The 16,000-nt window shown below is 31.6% G+C and carries 17 protein-coding genes and 1 riboswitch; of the genes, 4 read left to right on the forward strand and 13 right to left on the reverse strand.

Translation table 11 applies throughout. From position 1 onward, the window contains the following. Positions 1-36 precede the first annotated feature (36 nt). From KTC92_RS08635 to KTC92_RS08665, 7 genes are all read right to left on the reverse strand, one after another. Positions 37-702 (reverse strand): cobalt-factor II C(20)-methyltransferase, encoded by a 666-nt coding sequence (locus KTC92_RS08635; RefSeq protein WP_220286414.1) that lies wholly within the window; start codon positions 700-702, stop codon positions 37-39. A gap of 67 nt (positions 703-769) precedes the next feature. Further along, positions 770-1,375, reverse strand: a complete 606-nt coding sequence (gene cbiE / locus KTC92_RS08640; protein ID WP_165411544.1) for a precorrin-6y C5,15-methyltransferase (decarboxylating) subunit CbiE — start codon at positions 1,373-1,375, stop codon at positions 770-772. A gap of 59 nt (positions 1,376-1,434) precedes the next feature. Further along, positions 1,435-2,520 carry a cobalt-precorrin-5B (C(1))-methyltransferase CbiD gene (cbiD, locus tag KTC92_RS08645; RefSeq protein ID WP_220286415.1) on the reverse strand — a complete coding sequence of 362 codons (1,086 nt, stop codon included), beginning with the start codon at positions 2,518-2,520 and terminating at the stop codon, positions 1,435-1,437. Positions 2,521-2,612: 92 nt separating this feature from the next. Next, complete coding sequence (locus KTC92_RS08650) at positions 2,613-3,239, reverse strand: precorrin-8X methylmutase (protein WP_165411542.1); 627 nt, start codon at positions 3,237-3,239, stop codon at positions 2,613-2,615. A 77-nt stretch (positions 3,240-3,316) separates the two neighbouring features. Next, positions 3,317-4,642, reverse strand: a complete 1,326-nt coding sequence (locus tag KTC92_RS08655; protein ID WP_220286416.1) for a cobyrinate a,c-diamide synthase — start codon at positions 4,640-4,642, stop codon at positions 3,317-3,319. A gap of 41 nt (positions 4,643-4,683) precedes the next feature. Next, complete coding sequence (locus KTC92_RS08660; RefSeq protein ID WP_220286417.1) at positions 4,684-5,802, reverse strand: histidinol-phosphate transaminase; 1,119 nt, start codon at positions 5,800-5,802, stop codon at positions 4,684-4,686. A 69-nt stretch (positions 5,803-5,871) separates the two neighbouring features. Beyond that, a complete protein-coding gene (locus tag KTC92_RS08665) occupies positions 5,872-6,705 on the reverse strand; it encodes a sirohydrochlorin cobaltochelatase (protein WP_165411539.1) in 834 nt (277 codons plus the stop codon). 144 nt (positions 6,706-6,849) lie between these two features. Continuing rightward, positions 6,850-7,034, reverse strand: a riboswitch (cobalamin riboswitch). 212 nt (positions 7,035-7,246) lie between these two features. On the opposite strand from KTC92_RS08665, the gene KTC92_RS08670 reads away from it, so the two are divergent. Beyond that, on the forward strand, positions 7,247-8,158 hold the full coding sequence (locus tag KTC92_RS08670; protein ID WP_216303405.1) for a transposase: 912 nt from the start codon (positions 7,247-7,249) through the stop codon (positions 8,156-8,158). Between the two features lie 322 nt (positions 8,159-8,480). Here the strand turns inward: KTC92_RS08670 and cobS are convergent, their stop codons facing one another. From cobS to KTC92_RS08690, 4 genes are all read right to left on the reverse strand, one after another. After that, on the reverse strand, positions 8,481-9,233 hold the full coding sequence (gene cobS, locus KTC92_RS08675; RefSeq protein WP_216303404.1) for an adenosylcobinamide-GDP ribazoletransferase: 753 nt from the start codon (positions 9,231-9,233) through the stop codon (positions 8,481-8,483). Positions 9,234-9,351: 118 nt separating this feature from the next. Beyond that, positions 9,352-9,942: an alpha-ribazole phosphatase gene (gene cobC, locus KTC92_RS08680; protein ID WP_220286418.1), complete on the reverse strand. Its 591-nt coding sequence runs from the start codon at positions 9,940-9,942 to the stop codon at positions 9,352-9,354. Positions 9,943-9,961: 19 nt separating this feature from the next. Further along, positions 9,962-11,044 (reverse strand): nicotinate-nucleotide--dimethylbenzimidazole phosphoribosyltransferase, encoded by a 1,083-nt coding sequence (gene cobT / locus KTC92_RS08685; protein WP_216303402.1) that lies wholly within the window; start codon positions 11,042-11,044, stop codon positions 9,962-9,964. A 190-nt stretch (positions 11,045-11,234) separates the two neighbouring features. Continuing rightward, positions 11,235-11,495, reverse strand: a complete 261-nt coding sequence (locus KTC92_RS08690) for a DUF3892 domain-containing protein (RefSeq protein ID WP_258280749.1) — start codon at positions 11,493-11,495, stop codon at positions 11,235-11,237. Between the two features lie 304 nt (positions 11,496-11,799). Here KTC92_RS08690 and KTC92_RS08695 point away from each other — a divergent pair, with 304 nt between their 5' ends. The 3 genes from KTC92_RS08695 (at position 11,800) to KTC92_RS08705 (ending at position 14,128) form a co-directional block, all read left to right on the forward strand. Further along, the gene (locus KTC92_RS08695) at positions 11,800-12,459 is read left to right on the forward strand and encodes a metal ABC transporter ATP-binding protein (RefSeq protein WP_220286420.1); all 660 of its coding nucleotides are present in this window, start codon (positions 11,800-11,802) and stop codon (positions 12,457-12,459) included. Positions 12,460-12,468: 9 nt separating this feature from the next. Beyond that, positions 12,469-13,266 carry a metal ABC transporter permease gene (locus KTC92_RS08700; RefSeq protein ID WP_165411532.1) on the forward strand — a complete coding sequence of 266 codons (798 nt, stop codon included), beginning with the start codon at positions 12,469-12,471 and terminating at the stop codon, positions 13,264-13,266. A gap of 85 nt (positions 13,267-13,351) precedes the next feature. Continuing rightward, positions 13,352-14,128, forward strand: a complete 777-nt coding sequence (locus tag KTC92_RS08705; RefSeq protein WP_216303399.1) for a nitroreductase family protein — start codon at positions 13,352-13,354, stop codon at positions 14,126-14,128. A gap of 162 nt (positions 14,129-14,290) precedes the next feature. Here the strand turns inward: KTC92_RS08705 and KTC92_RS08710 are convergent, their stop codons facing one another. Further along, complete coding sequence (locus KTC92_RS08710) at positions 14,291-15,214, reverse strand: alpha/beta hydrolase (RefSeq protein ID WP_220286421.1); 924 nt, start codon at positions 15,212-15,214, stop codon at positions 14,291-14,293. 362 nt (positions 15,215-15,576) lie between these two features. Then, the gene (locus KTC92_RS08715; RefSeq protein WP_220286422.1) at positions 15,577-15,933 is read right to left on the reverse strand and encodes a hypothetical protein; all 357 of its coding nucleotides are present in this window, start codon (positions 15,931-15,933) and stop codon (positions 15,577-15,579) included. Between the last annotated feature and the right edge of the window lie 67 nt (positions 15,934-16,000).

The following is a 16,000-nucleotide window of genomic DNA, read 5'->3' on the forward strand; positions in this document are numbered from 1 at the left end:
CCGTCCCCGCTTAATTAGTTGTTACCTGTCCCTACCCTATTCCTTCTTAGCAATTATTAAACTCATGTACTCTTTATTTTTTAATATATCCAAACGGCTTCTTAGAACTTCTTGTCCTTCCCTACCTGCTTTTTTAACATATACATAGCTATATCCCTTTGCTTCTAGATGATTTATTACTTCCTCTTCTACTTTATAAACCTTCATAATTACTAAGAATTTTTCATCCTTTATAGTATCAAGCCTAGATGCTGGAAGTATTAAAAGAGGCTCATTACCAATTACTAAATACTCATTTGCAATACTCGCACAAGCACAAAATGATGTTATACCTGGAATTGTTTCAACTTCATATCCGCTTTCCTTTATATAATTTAAAAGATATATATATGTACTATATACAAACGGGTCGCCTATAGTTAAGAAAGCCACATCTTTCCCAGCTTTTAGCTTTTCTTCAACAGCTTTAAATGCTTCATATATTTTAGATTCCTGCTCTTCTCCCCCCATAGGAAAATGCTTAACTAGCACCTCAGAGTCCTTATTAATATACTCTTCTGCTATTTCATGTGCTATACTTTTGCCTCCATTCATAGCACTAGGCACTACTATTACATCGCATTTTCCAATAGTTTTTATTGCTTTTATTGTAAGTAATTCCTTATCTCCTGGTCCTACCCCTACACCATATAATTTTGCCATGTTTAATCCCCCATATCTAAGTAAGCACAAACAAATCAATATTATTGTTTATTTTTATGTATCTTACTTAATTTAAATTTTCTATAACAACCACACTAAGGTCATTAAAAGTTTTTTCCTTAATTTCTTCCACTGTACCTTTTATTATTCTTTCATCCTCGTATGATAATTCTTCCCCAACATATGCTGTGGCTTTAATATTATTTTCATAGAGCTTTCTACATAAAGCCTGTGGCGAATTACTTTTATCCGTAAGCCACACAGATATCTCGTGTTCCCGCACTATTTTTATGAATTCTTCTCGTCTTCCATGCATACTACCTAAATAAGCGTTTTGCCACGGCTTTTGGAGCTTACACATTAAGTATTGAAAAGAACTTATACCAGGTACTATTTCTATTTTGCTTTTAAAATTACTCTTTATATAATTTGTGATACCATAAAAGCATGGATCACCTGATGCTATTATTGCGATATCCTTCTCTATGTTTTCTGTTATAAAATTCATAATATCCTTTAATGTTTTCACTACTATCTTTTCGACATTAATCTTTGGTATACTCATTGCAGCTCTTTCAAATCCTATGATTACATCAACCTTTTCTATAGTCTCTACTGCCAAAGGAATAATATATTTAGGGCTTCCAGGCCCAATCCCCACTATATAAACCATATACTCTGCTACCTTTCATTATTTATTCATCTATTAGTTGTTAACTGTCCCTAACCATTCTAACTATTCTTTCTTGTGTCACAGAGAATTCCCTTATCCATAGAAAACATAATAACCTCTGCCGGAATTGTTTCATAAGTATACTGGAATAATCTTCGCTTTACCTTATTTGCAATGTTTTCATATATATCCTTATAATTTTCACCTACTAGCTTTATTGCTCCTTCAGTAGTTTTTTCCTTATATACCTGTGTAATAAGCTGCGTAGGTGCTCCAGCCAACGCCAGTTCTAAAGCTATTACTTCAAGCCTCACATCACATACTCTACTGTGAGTTTGAAAACATCCCGCTGCAATTTTACTTACCTTTCCTATATGTCCTACTAAAATTACACTTTCTACTTCCTTTTCCATACAGCTGTTTAGTGCAAATCCTATGAAATTTGAAATCATTACTATATTGTCAACTTTAAGGCCTACCTGTGCAGCCACATCCTCACCCATGTTACCAAAAACTAAGGTAAGATTTTTATGCCCCGCAGCTACCTTTTGACATATTTCTATATGTATAGATTGTGTGAGAGCTTCTTCTGACATTGGTGTCACAATTCCTGTTGTTCCGAGTATTGATATACCACCTTCAATGCCAAGTCTAGGATTAAATGTTTTCTTGGCTATTTCTTCTCCCTTAGGTACAAATATAGTTATTGTAATCCCAGATTTCTTAGGAAGCACCTCTTTTACTTCTTTTTCTATCATTTTTCTAGGTACTGGGTTTATTGCCCATTCCCCTTTGGGTACATATAATCCTTCTCCTCTAACTATCCCTACACCTTTTCCACCTTTTAATGTATATACTGATTCTGCTTTTTCAGCCCTTGCCCAAATTTCTATACCATTAGTTGCATCAGGGTCATCCCCCGCATCTTTTATAATACAACACTCAGCAAAATTTTCTCCCTTTGCTACCTTAGATATTGGTAGCAATAATTCTATACCCTTTGGAGTATCTATCCTTATCTCGTCTATTTCGGTATCATAAAATAAAATTTGTGTGGCAGCTTTTGCTGCCCCAGCAGCACAAGAACCAGTGGTATATCCACATCTAAGCTTTTTTCCATTACTATTAACATATAAATTCAGCATTATTACGTACCCCCTGTTAAGTTTCTTATTCATTTAAAGATACCTAACATTTATTTCAAAATGCCTAATAACTATGAAACTCTAGCGGATTACTAACTCCTATCTACTATCATGTACATCAGTGCATTTAAAATGGATGCAGCTACTGTGCTTCCACCTTTTCTTCCTCGCACTGTTATCATTGGCAGATCTAATTTTTCAATTTCTTTCTTAGATTCTGCTGCTCCAACAAAACCTATAGGTGCTGCCAATATAAATTTAGCATTACACTTTCCTTCCTCGATTAGTTCCTTTAATCTAAACAAAGCTGTAGGTGCATTACCAAATATGAAAAATTCTACTCCATCATCTACCGCTTTTTCAACTGCTGCCATAGACCGCGTTATGTGACGCGCTTTTGCTATCTCTGCCACTTTTTCATCACTTACATAGCATAAAGCCTTACAATTTAAATCTTTAAGAGCTTTTTTGTTTATACCTGCCAGTGCCATTTTTGTATCAGTATAAATGGTAGCTCCATTTTTAAGTAACTCTACAGCCTCATCAATAGCTCCATCCCTAATATAAACTATGTTTTTATAATCGAAATCTGCTGTAGTATGTATTACTCTTTTGATTATTGAAAGCTCTTTGTCAGAAAATTTATGTTCTCCCATTTCTTCTCCAATAATTTCGAAGCTTTTTTTTTCTATATCCATAGGAATCTTTATATAATCCATATTTTAATCTCCTTTTCTTTTAATTTAAATAATTTAAATAAGTGTTCATAGGTAGGGACGGTTAGCAACTAATTAATCTATTTGAAAATCTCCTTAAACCATTGTAAGTTTCCCCAAAAATGCACATGTCCATAAGCTGCCATAGTATTTTTTTTAACATATCCGCATTGCCAATTTTTCTCATATCCATCATAACCCTCTTTAGAAAGCTTAAATACCTTTTCTTCAGATAAATTAACAATAGATTTATGAAACTCATGACAGTTTATACTCATATTTTGTGGTAAAATATTATTTTCTACCCCTACCTTTATTTCTGCATACCCAAAGTTCTGAAGCTTTTTTGTTAAGGTGTAATACCCCTTAAAAAAGCCAACAGTATTATGTGATATTTTTTCTTCGCCTTGCAGTTTTTCTCCCTCAGTAAGATACATTAATCCTCCACATTCGGCGTAACAGTGTAGCCCATTATCAAGAGCTTTTTTTATACTGCCAAGCATTGATGTATTTTCAGATAGCTCCTTTATAAAAACCTCAGGGTACCCTCCACCTATGTAAAGAAAACCAATATTACTGGGTAGCTTCTTATCTTTAATTGGACTAAAATATATAACTTGTCCCATTTCCTCTAGAAGCTCTAAATTTTCTTTATAATAAAAACTAAAGGCCTTGTCATAGGCTACAGCTATCCTTTTCCCCTTATTCTCCACATGGAAATCATCTATATGCCTTTCACTTTCTTTAAATTGTTCTAACAATAAATCCATATCCAAATGCTTTTCTAATAACTTGGCACAGATTTCAATTTTCTCATCTAAATCCTCTGTTTCACTGCTTTGAATTAGCCCTAAGTGCCTACTTTTTAAGCTTAATCGTTCATCTTTTGGAAGATAGCCTAACACTTTCAAGTTACAGTTTTCTTTAATTGCTGCCTTAAGTAACTTATAATAATTTTCTGTTATATTATTTAGTATTATGCCCTTTATATTCGCATCTTTAAAATTTACTATTCCATTAATTTCTGCACAGAGGGTTGCTACCTGAGCCTTTGGAGACAATACAAGTATGATAGGCAAGTCTAAAACCTTTGACACGTGATACGTAGAATAGGATGTATTTATGCCTTTTCCATCATATAAACCCATTACACCTTCGACTACACCCAATTCTCCGCATCCTCTAGAAAAGCTAGCCTTAACTCCCGCCTCTCCCATAAGATACAAATCCAAATTTCTTGAACCTTTACCTGTTATCTTTGTATGAAAAGCTGAGTCTATATAATCAGGTCCTACTTTATACCCTTGTATCTCAAATCCCCTATTTTTAAACGCTTTCATAATTCCGAGTGTTACTGTGGTCTTACCACCACCACTTGAATCTGAAGCTATGACTATACTCTTCATTTATATTCACATCCTTTTGCGGACTATCCCCTAATGTGCAATTAGTTGTTAACTGTCCCCAATGTTTTCACTATCAATTCTAAGTTTTTCAAACACTGAATCAATTTTCTATTCCTATCATTATCCTTAATAGCAAGCCTTACATATTGTTTATCTAGTCCTCTAAAATTATCTGCTTTTCTTATAACAAATCCTTGAGCTAGGCATAGTTTATAAAGTGCCTCTGAGTCCAGTCCTTTTAATTTGCATAATACATAATTTCCATAGGTTAAATACACTTTATCTATAAATGAAATATTTTCAAGTGATCTTATAAACCTAGGCCTTTCCGCTCTTATCCACTCTTTGCTTTTTTCAATATAAACGTTATCTTTTAACACATGACGTGCAGCCATTTCTGCAAAACAGTTTATGTTCCAGGGGTTTTGTTTTTCTTTAACTTTTTTTAATAGGTCTACGTTACTACTTATTCCATACCCAAACCTTATACCAGGCATCGCAAAAAATTTGGTTAATGCTCTTATTATAAATAAACATTTGTATGTTTTAACTTTTTCACTGAAACTGTGCTGTGAATCTCCAGTAAATTCTATAAAAGCCTCATCTATTATTATGACTTTGTCGTTACATTCACAATATTCAAGAATTTTTTGAAACTCAGCCTTATTTATGATATTGCCATTGGGGTTATTCGGATTACCTAAAACCACACCTTCTACACTCTGTAATCTATTAAGAATATCCTCATAATCATAGGAAAGCTCAGCATATTCATGCTTTAATAAGGTATTCTCATTAATCTTCTCTTTTAAATAAGAATACTCTATACTACAATTCCACTTTTTAGCATCAATTTCGTACTCTACAAAAGATGGCACCACAATTAGTAGATTTTTATGACAAGCTATAACTAAGTCAATTATTTCTGCAGCCCCATTTCCTAAAACAAAATATTCTTTTGGGCAATCAATGTATTCTTTTAATTCTTTCAATACCTCCCTATATTGAATATCTGGATATCTTGTTAAAGCATCTACGGCTTCACTAATGTTATCAGTGAAACTTTTAGGAACCCCTAATGGATTAATATTAGAACTGTAATCTATTAATTCTCGCCCCTCAAGTAATCCATTAGTATAAACATCTCCACCATGTATCATTGAATACCTTCCTTTCTACTTGTAACTCACATCTACCGTACTTTTGTTACTTATAACTTACGCAGAATTTTAATTTCCCTTATGTGTTTTCCCTACATTCTTAAACTTTTCATTAATTACATCATTAATGTGCTGTATATAAATGTCTTGAACGTCACTATTTTCCCCTAACCCATGCAGATATATTTTAACTTTAAACCCTTTTGCCTCTAAAATACTCTTCCAGGAGTCCTCTGCATCTCCCGCCATGTCATTCTTGGCATGGTCTCCTGCTACGAGCAGTAGTGGCATTAAAGTGACTTCGCTAATACTCTGAGTCGTAACATTAGGTATTACTCTTTCCAAAGTTGGATACCCTTCCACGGTTGCTACATGGACATTGTTAAAACCTCTATCCCTTAAAACGCTTTCAAAACAGCAATATACTGCATTTGCAATATGGTTTGTACCATGCCCCATCAAAATTACTGTATCCATTGGTTGCAATTGCTTTGATAGAGCATCCACCATTATTGAGTAATCATCTGGCACGCCTGCTTCTTCACCCTTAAAACATAAAAGAGGTCTTCCTATTAAGATATTTTTAAATGCTTTACATTCTTTGTATCTATTAACTACATTATTTATATAATCAAATTCTACTCCAGGAATAACATGCAAAGGCTGAACAATTACCTCATTATATCCTTCGCTTTTTAACTTTTCCAAAGCTTCTTCTGGAGTATCTACATGAATATTATCCCTATTCTTAAGTACTCTAAGAATAATATGTGAAGTAAATGCTCTTCTTATATCATAATCTTCAAAAGTATGTCTTATTTTATCTTCTATTGCATCGATAGTTACTTTTCTTGCATCTTCATGTGTTGTTCCAAAACTTACAATTAAAATTGCCTTCTTCATTTCGATCATCCACCTTGCTAAATATTTTCCGAAATCTATCATAACATTTACATATAATGCTTTTTAAAACAAAAAAAATAGTACGCATACGATAGCGACTACTTTTTAATTAATCCATAATTAAATAGTTCTTTCCCTCCGAAAGCTTGTTAACATCATTTAGGCAGGTCTCCTGGCTTTTGATTCTTCCTTTAATTATCCTTCCTCATTTTTAATTTACGAAGTAGCATTTAAAAGTTTTTCATCAATTACAGTAGCGGGGGCTGCTGCGGATTTAAACCGCATTCCCTTTTCACCTATTTCAAGGCACCTAAAATCATATTCAATTCTCTATTAATTCTAGTTTATTATATTTAAGCCGTACTGTCAATATTTAGAGTGTCTCCTTAGTTTAATAGGCAAAAAAATGATTCAGAAAAATAGTTAGGGACGGTTAACAACTATTTAAATTATTTATATATATATTAGCTTAAGATTATGAATATCATCCCGATTCATAGGCAATAATTCAAATAAAAATCTATGAGGAAGGGTGATTTTAATGCCAAGAAAGGCAAGAGAAAAAACAGATGACTCGATATTTCATATTATGTGCAAAAGTATCAGCGAAATAAATTTATTCAAGGATGATGAGGATAAGAACAAGTATTTATCACTTGTAAAAAAGTATAAATATCTCTATAATTTTAAAATCTACGGTTACTGTCTTATGGATAACCATTCTCATTTAATGATTGATGCTAATGGCACTGATATATCAAAGGCAATGCATGGAATAAATTTTTCTTATGCAATGTACTTTAATAAAAAATATAAAAGGGAAGGACATCTTTTTAAAGATAGATTTAAGAGTAAAATAGTTAATAATGAACGATATTTGAAGACTTTATCTCTATATATACACAATAATCCTACGGATATAGATGAATATAAAAATTGTCCTGAAAAATATGCTTTTTCTAGTCTAGCCATATTTTTAGGAAAAAGACATGATTCTTTTAAATTAGTTGATTATGGATTTATTATGAGCTCTTTTGGTAATAACCTAAAAAATGCAAGAAAGAATTACTATAATCTTGTCTTTCGCTGTAATGGAGAAAAATTAAAACAAGAAATAGAATTTAAAGATGAAAAATCAGAGTATAAATGTGAACGAAAAATACTTGTAAGGAACTTTAAGCCAGAAGATATAATAGAATATATAGCGTCAAAGATGAATGTATCAAAGACTCATCTTTATATGAAGTACAGCAGAAAGCTTGTACGGGCAAAAGCCTTAACCGTTGTTCTAATGAGGAGCCTCTGTAATTTTAAATCTAGCGATATATCCAGCACTCTTGGAAACATTACACAGGCTAGAGTATCAAAATTAAGCACTATTGGCATCGAATTAATTGGAACAGAAGATAAATATGAGAATATTATCATGGATTTTATTAAACGTTATGCTTAGTAATAATTTATTAATATAATCTTCAATATTATGATTAATAACTTAATGACAATCATTAAAATTCATTCTAATTATTTACTTTAACCTACCTATTTATTAAATCTGTTATATTAAATAAAAAAAATTAGAATAACAGATGGATATATGCATTTAATAAACATGGACAAGTATCAAAAATATACATTTTACTTATGTATAATATAAAAATAATTAAAATTAGTGTTCAATAAATTAATTCAACGATAAAAAGGTACAAGTTTCCATAAACAACTTGCACCCAATTATAATATAAATAATTGTTAACCGTCCCCATTATCTTACCTTAACTTATTGCTATAAATAAGATCATAGTTAGAATTTCAACTAATTCATTATTAGCTCCTAAGCTATCTCCCGTAAGTCCCGTAATTTTACTCTCGCAAAACTTATTAAATAGGAAACTTAAAAGTAACGCTGATAGTATCAATATAACACTTTTGTTAAATCCTATTAATAAGGTTCCAAATACAATAGTTATAATACCTGAAATTACCACCCTTTTGATGTCAATATTTCCAATAAATATATTACCCGAGCCTGTTTCTTTAGCATTCTTACCAATAAAAGATATAAAAACAACGGTAAATCTTGCAATTATTGGCGTTGCAATTAATATGAGTGGTAAATTCTTTCCTATGATAGTGCAGACCGCTGCATATCGTGCTAACATATCAAATACTATAGCAATAGTTGCATAAGTGCCTACTGTGCTGTCCTTCATAATTTCTATTATTTTATGTTTGTCTCCTTTAAACGAAAAGAAACCATCACAAGTATCTCCAAGTCCATCCACATGTAATCCTCCAGTAATAACTATCGGTATAATAACTACAAATATTGCTGTAATATCTACTGGCAGCACTTTTATTAATATATAATAAGTTATCCACTGGACAATTCCTATAAATAATCCTACCACCGGAAAAAATACAGATCCCCGCCTAAAGTTTTCCTTGTCACAGTTTAAACTTTTATTTATAGGTATCCGTGTGAAGAATTGGAAAAACAGTAAAAAATCATTTAAATATTCTCTCATTTTATTTGCTCGCAAAGACTTGTCCTTGCAAAGCTCACCTCTTTCCTAAATAGTAATGTTTATTTTAATTTTAAAGTTAATCGGCAAGAACTAAATATACCTCAAATCAATTTTCTAACTATGCATTATGAATAATAGCATCAATATATAAATTACCATATTCATATTTTATAATGCTTATATCCCCATTTTTACAACCAAATTTCCAAAACAAATCTATATTTTCATTCATAATATAACAATATATAGCTCTTATGACTCCCGAATGAGCGCATATTAAAATATTATCGCATTCTAGCTTTTTAATATGCTCCATAAAGTTCTTAACTCTTTCACATAGTTTAATATAACTTTCTCCATTCGGAGGTACAAATTCTTTCCAATTATTTTGCCAACAAATACACTGTTGGGGATATGAAACTTTAATTTCCTCGTATGTTTTCCCTTCAAAATCTCCAAAATCAGTTTCATTTATTCTATTATCTTGTATAACTGCAATTTCCTGTTGTCCTAAAACTAACTTTGCCATCTCTAAAGTTCTTTTTTTATCACTAACGTATACTCTATCTAATTTTATGCCATCAAAGAAATCTTTAGCCTTATTGCCTTGAGCTATGCCAATTTCATTTAGACTTATATCCAAATTACCATAATAAGACCCTTTTCTATTTTCTTCAGTCTGGCCATGTCTTAACAAATAAATATTCATAAATTCTCACACCTAAATTTTACCCTACGGTATTCTCCCTTATATCTATATACTTTTTACTATCAAGCGTTGCCTCTTCAAATGTCCCCATATTATCCATAGTGAAAAGCGCCGCCTCAATTATATTAAAAGCAAGTGGACAACCTGACCCTTCCCCCAGTCTCATGTTCAAATTAAGCATAGGTTTTAATCCTATTTCCTTCATTATAAAAGCTGCCCCCGGTTCCGCAGATAAGTGAGATGCAAATATATATTCCTTCACTAATGGGTTTAGTCTATAAGCACATAATGCAGCTGCTGAGGCTATAAATCCATCAATAACAATAGGCACCCTATTCTTCGCAGCTGACAGGAAGCACCCACATAGTCCCGCAATATCAAATCCTCCAACTTTTGAAAGTACATCGATAACATCATTTTTATCTGGTTTATTTACTTCAATAGCTTTCTTAATTACCCTCTTTTTATTAATAAATTGCTCCTGCGTAATTCCTGAACCTTTACCTACTGACACCTCTACTTCAAGTCCTGAAAGAACGCTCAAAATTGCTGCACTTGTGGCAGTATTTCCTACCCCCATTTCCCCGGTACCAAACAAATCATACCCCTTACGCGCTAAATCATCAACTGTATCGATTCCAACCTCTATAGCTTTAATTGTTTGCTCCCTAGTCATTGCGGGCCCCTTCATCATGTTCATGGTACCATATGCAATTTTTTTATTTACAATTTTAGGATTGTTAAAGTCTGCATCAACGCCTATATCTACAACTGTAATCTCACTTCCAACAAATTTTGATAAAACATATACACCCGTGATTTTTTTAGTGAAATTATTAGTAACTATAGCCGTTACGTTTTTAGGACAGTTAGACACATCTTCTTCCACCACTCCATTATCGCTGCACATTATAACTACATTCTTTTTATTAATTTTATTATGTATGTCTCCAGTAATCCCTGCCATCTTAGCTATAATATTTTCTATTTCACCAAGACTTCCTATAGGTTTTGATAAACTATCAAGTCTATCCCACGCTTTTTTCATAGCCTCTTTATTTAGTGGTTTAATGCACTGTAATGTGTTGTTTAGCAATACCATTTGTTTACCCTCCTGCTTATATAGTTATTACATAATATTAACACATTTAAACACACCTTCCCCCTTTTTCAAAGGAAAAACTTTTTGGATATAAATTACAGCTAACAACTAATGTGAATTAGTTGTTAACCGTCCCTCATTAAAAACATTAAAAAACAGGGACATTCGTTATCCCTGTTTTTTAATGTTTTTAATAGATATCATTATCATCTATAACTGGTAAATTGTCTAAATTATTGGATTTATCTTGATCAGGTAGACTTTTTAAAAATTCTTCACCTTTTTTTGAAGTTGAGACAGATACTCCAATTATATTTCCTTGTTTTGCAAGCAGCACTGCTTGTTCTTTTGAAACTATTTCTCCATTTTCAAGTTCGTAAGCTGTAATTTCTCCTTGATTGTCTTTCGCTACTCTACTAATAACATGAGCTGAGATTTCGTTTTTATTCAAAATAACACTACCTTTCTTAATACATATAAACATGTATCTCTTATTGGTAGATACTTAAACAATATTATATATACTTTTAAATTAAGTATCGCCATATACAGTTTTACCAATTATATAAATTTTATGAAAAATATTAATATATTTATTTACCAATAACACTAAGAGATTATTGCAAGTTATTCGCATTTGGGTGTATACTATTTGTTGCTACTATTTTTGTGCACATATTATTATTGCCTTTTGCATAGTTAATTTTGTAATAATTAATAGTTGTTAACTGAAAGAATTAGTGAGGAGGATTTACATGATTAACATAAAAAATTTATGTTTTACATATACAAATTCAAAGCCATATATATTAGATAAGGTTAATCTTAAAATTGAAAAAGGTAGCTACGTCTCAATACTAGGTGAAAATGGTAGTGCCAAGAGTACTTTAGTTAAATTAATATTGAACTTATTAAAACCTAATAGTGGTCAAATTATTATATTTACTTCTAAAATCGCATATGTAGCGCAAAAAGTTGAAAATTTTAATGCGCAGTTTCCTATAACAGTTTATGAGATGCTAAATTGCCACAGGAAAGTATTAAAGCTTAAAGATAAAAGTTTAATTTTAAAAAGTCTGCAAGCTGTAGGTATGGAAAGTCATACTCATACGCTTATTGGAAATCTTTCTGGAGGTCAGCAACAAAAAATCTTTATTGCTAGAAGTTTAATTGGTGACCCTGAGTTATTAATTTTAGATGAGCCTTCTACTGGTGTAGACATTCAAAGTATGGAAGATATATATAGAATTATTAAAGGCTTAAATAAAAACCTAGGTATTACAGTTGTTTCTGTAGAACATAATTTAAAAGCTGCATTAGATAATTCAACTGATATTTTTGAAATGGGTAATGGTAGCGGAATACTTTATAATATACATAATTATAAAAACAAATTAAATGAAGAAAGGGGGTAACATTACTTTATGTTTGAATATGGTTTTATGCAAAATGCTTTAATTGCATCAGTTTTAATTTCTATTTTGTTCCCAATTGTAGGGGTTTTTCTTGTATTAAAAAGGTATTCCATGATGGGAGATACTATGTCGCACGCCTCCTTCGCTGGGGTGGCTATTGGCTTAGTTCTTGGATATAACCCCATAATTTGTGCTTTTGTTTTTACAGCTCTATGCGGTTTATCTATTGAATTTTTAAGAGATTATTATAAAAAATACGCAGAATTGATTTTGGCAATTTTACTTACATTTAGTGTAGGTGTTGGTATAACTTTAGTAAGTACAGGCAAAGCAGGTGCCAATGTTAATTCTTATTTATTTGGAAGCATTCTGACTGTTACAAAAAATGATTTATACATAATGCTTGTACTTAGTATTATTTCTATAGTAACTCTACTTTCTTTATATAATCAATTATTATATATTACCTTCGATGAAGAGGGTGCTAAGGTTTCTGGTGTAAAAGTTAAGGTGATTAACTATGTTTTTGCGCTACTCGTAGGCGCTACTATTTCAGCATCGCTAAGAATACTTGGAATACTTGTTATGTCCTCTATGATAGCGTTACCTGTAGCAACATCACTGCAGCTCAATAAAGGTTTTAAGCATACCCTACTTTACTCAATAATGTTCGGATTTATTGACATAATTTTAGGACTTCTTATATCTTACTACATAAACTGTGCCCCTGGGGGAACTATAGCCCTGACTTCTGTCTTTGTCTTAGTACTTGTAATCGGCAGCAAAAAAGCATTGTCTAGAGTTTAATTGTCACCTGTGCAGCCGTTCATCATATTCGATGCTGTAATATTAAATAGCAGTCGAAAATTTAGATAAAGTAGAGGAATTTATTATGATACAAGCTATAAATTTAAGAAAATCCATAAGAAATTATAAAGATAAAAAAATATCCGGGGAACATTTGCAAAAGATTAAAACTATTATAAATGATGCTAAACCTTTGTTTGACAATATACCTATGGAAGTATTACTAATTGAAGATGGTGAAAAAATTACGGATACATTTAAAGGTCTTATTTCCAAATATACAAAAGTTAAAGCTCCACATTATTTAGCCTTTACTTCCGAAATTAAGGAAGGTCATTTAGAGAATATAGGCTTCATTGGTGAGGAAATAGTTCTTAAGTTAACAGAGCTTGGTATTGGAACTTGTTGGTTAGGAAGTGCGATTAAACAGGAGTTATTTAAAACAATATTCAAAGTAAAAGACAAACAAAGTTATATAATTTTAGTTGCTTTTGGGTACCCAACTTCTCAATTAAAACCAGTTGTAAATAGAAAGAGATTTGATAAAATCAAACTAGTTACTGGTGATTATGAAAATCAATATGAAACTATAATACAATCACTTATTGATGCCCCCTCTGCAATTAACTCTCAACCTTGGAAATTATCAATTAACAATAATAAATTTGACTTATATCTAGATAACAGAAATATTTTAACTAAAAAGATGCTTAAAGACACCAACCGTATAGATATGGGCATAGGGCTTAGTCATTTATATAATTCGGCAATTGAATTAGGCTATAAGGTCGAACTAAAGCAAAGTTATCATGACGTAGGCAACTCCCTTTATATTCTTAGTGCCATATTAAATAAATCTTAATTAATATATTGACGTTTGCAACTTGTAAACATATAATATTCACAAGTTCACTCTACAGAAGTTATTAAGTTAAATTAAATTTTCAATAGATATTTCTTAAAATTAAAAGCAACAGTAGACAATACCCATGTCTCCTGTTGCTTTTACTATTTTATAATAAACTCAATGTTCCTTAATCCATCTTATTACATCCACAATTACTTCTTCCTTGTTGGTTTCATTAAGCATCTCATGTCTTCCATTCTTATAAAGTTTATAAGTTAAATCCTTGATCCCATGTCGTTTATAAGTCTTAACCAGTTTTAGAACACCCTTTCCATTCTTTCCTACGGGATCTTTATCTCCCGAGAAAATATAAATGGGTAAATCTTTAGGAATATTTTTAATTTCCTTGTCGTCAGCTATACCCTTTAGTCCACCTAAAAAATCATAGAAAAATCCCGTTGTAAAAACCGTCCCACAGAATGGATCGTCTATATATTTATCTACTTGTTTGTTATCCCTACTTAACCAATCGAATGCTGTTCTATTTGGTTTAAAAGAATTGTTATACCTTCCAAAAGATAACCTATCTAGTTTCTTGCTTTTTGCAATTTTTCCATTTTTCTTAATCTCTCTTTTTGCTATTAGTCTTGCTATATCTATAATAATTCCCTGTTTGCCGCAGGATCCTGAAATAATTGCCCCCTTTAATCCACTTCCATATAAACAAATATATCTTTGTGTTAAGAAAGATCCCATACTATGCCCAAATAAAAATATAGGTAAATTAGGATTTTCTTCTTTAATCTTCTCATTTAGTTCATGCATATTTTCAACCATCGAATTAAATCCATTCTCACCTAATTCTCCTAGTTTTCGGACTTCGCCTGCAGTTTTTCCATGCCCTCTATGGTCATTAGCATAAACAATGAACCCATCATTTGTTAGCGCACTTGCAAAATTTTCGTACCTAGCTGCTGTCTCTGCCATTCCATGAGCTATCTGAACTATCCCCTTAATTTGTACGTTCACATTAGGTAGCCATTTGTACACAAATATCTCTAAGTCACCCTTATCTTTAAACTTAAAATTTTCTACTATCATAACTTCATCCCCTATTTATATTTTGAAATGTCATTAAATCATCTCCTGGGTCGCTACAATATTAGCGACTTCAGAAGGAGATTTATACTCCCACTGAAGTTTTCTCTTTGTTATAGTATTGAACTCCCCCTTATATAAGCGGAAGGCTTTCCTTCTGAAATGTCGTTAAACACAAAAAGCCACACTAATTAATCCATTATTTAACAGATTGGTTAGTGTAGCTCTCATTTTTTTTAGCAATATTTCATATTTCACATTTACTCTCATATAAATTATATCACTAAACTATATATTTGCAAAGTAATATTATTTAAATAATTAATTAATATTGCATTAAAGTATCTTTTTTAACATATTACCATTTATTTCTCCAGGACCTCATAGTTAACCTCTATATATTTATCTTTATCGTAGAATTTCTCTGATTGCCCATAAACCCGCACTTTTGTTTCCACAGCGTTTTCTTCAATATATTGTGCAGTGTTTAAAGCTACATCAATAGTTTTATCTATTACAACAGCGGTTACTGCTGCTGTTATTTTCACAGCTTTATCAATCCCTTTAGAAGCTATCGTAGCATACTCCTTAGTGTTTATGGCTAATTTTTCGTTTCCTGAGATTTCCGCTATAGATGATATAACATTACCCGTTAGTTTAACACTATATCCCGCGGTATTTCCAACTAATTTTCCAAAACCATATATTATTTTTCCTGCCATCGTCATAATTATCACCATACCTATATTTATATACACTTATTATACCATATTATCAAAAAATTATTAT

The sequence above is a fragment of the Clostridium sp. CM027 genome, from assembly GCF_024730565.1.
Taxonomy (GTDB): domain Bacteria; phylum Bacillota; class Clostridia; order Clostridiales; family Clostridiaceae; genus Clostridium_AD; species Clostridium_AD estertheticum_B.

What these genes read in the sequence shown, in the direction of transcription:
- KTC92_RS08655 (WP_220286416.1), bottom strand. Translation starts at nt 4,642, where the DNA reads ATGAAGAGTATAGTCATAGCTTCAGATTCAAGTGGTGGTGGTAAGACC.
- KTC92_RS08650 (WP_165411542.1), bottom strand. Translation starts at nt 3,239, where the DNA reads ATGGATTATATAAAGATTCCTATGGATATAGAAAAAAAAAGCTTCGAA.
- KTC92_RS08660 (WP_220286417.1), bottom strand. Translation starts at nt 5,802, where the DNA reads ATGATACATGGTGGAGATGTTTATACTAATGGATTACTTGAGGGGCGA.
- KTC92_RS08665 (WP_165411539.1), bottom strand. Translation starts at nt 6,705, where the DNA reads ATGAAGAAGGCAATTTTAATTGTAAGTTTTGGAACAACACATGAAGAT.
- KTC92_RS08705 (WP_216303399.1), top strand. Translation starts at nt 13,352, where the DNA reads ATGATACAAGCTATAAATTTAAGAAAATCCATAAGAAATTATAAAGAT.
- KTC92_RS08700 (WP_165411532.1), top strand. Translation starts at nt 12,469, where the DNA reads ATGTTTGAATATGGTTTTATGCAAAATGCTTTAATTGCATCAGTTTTA.
- KTC92_RS08695 (WP_220286420.1), top strand. Translation starts at nt 11,800, where the DNA reads ATGATTAACATAAAAAATTTATGTTTTACATATACAAATTCAAAGCCA.
- cobC (WP_220286418.1), bottom strand. Translation starts at nt 9,942, where the DNA reads ATGAATATTTATTTGTTAAGACATGGCCAGACTGAAGAAAATAGAAAA.
- KTC92_RS08710 (WP_220286421.1), bottom strand. Translation starts at nt 15,214, where the DNA reads ATGATAGTAGAAAATTTTAAGTTTAAAGATAAGGGTGACTTAGAGATA.
- KTC92_RS08715 (WP_220286422.1), bottom strand. Translation starts at nt 15,933, where the DNA reads ATGGCAGGAAAAATAATATATGGTTTTGGAAAATTAGTTGGAAATACC.
- cbiE (WP_165411544.1), bottom strand. Translation starts at nt 1,375, where the DNA reads ATGGTTTATATAGTGGGGATTGGGCCTGGAAGCCCTAAATATATTATT.
- KTC92_RS08670 (WP_216303405.1), top strand. Translation starts at nt 7,247, where the DNA reads ATGCCAAGAAAGGCAAGAGAAAAAACAGATGACTCGATATTTCATATT.
- cbiD (WP_220286415.1), bottom strand. Translation starts at nt 2,520, where the DNA reads ATGCTGAATTTATATGTTAATAGTAATGGAAAAAAGCTTAGATGTGGA.
- cobT (WP_216303402.1), bottom strand. Translation starts at nt 11,044, where the DNA reads ATGGTATTGCTAAACAACACATTACAGTGCATTAAACCACTAAATAAA.
- cobS (WP_216303404.1), bottom strand. Translation starts at nt 9,233, where the DNA reads ATGAGAGAATATTTAAATGATTTTTTACTGTTTTTCCAATTCTTCACA.
- KTC92_RS08635 (WP_220286414.1), bottom strand. Translation starts at nt 702, where the DNA reads ATGGCAAAATTATATGGTGTAGGGGTAGGACCAGGAGATAAGGAATTA.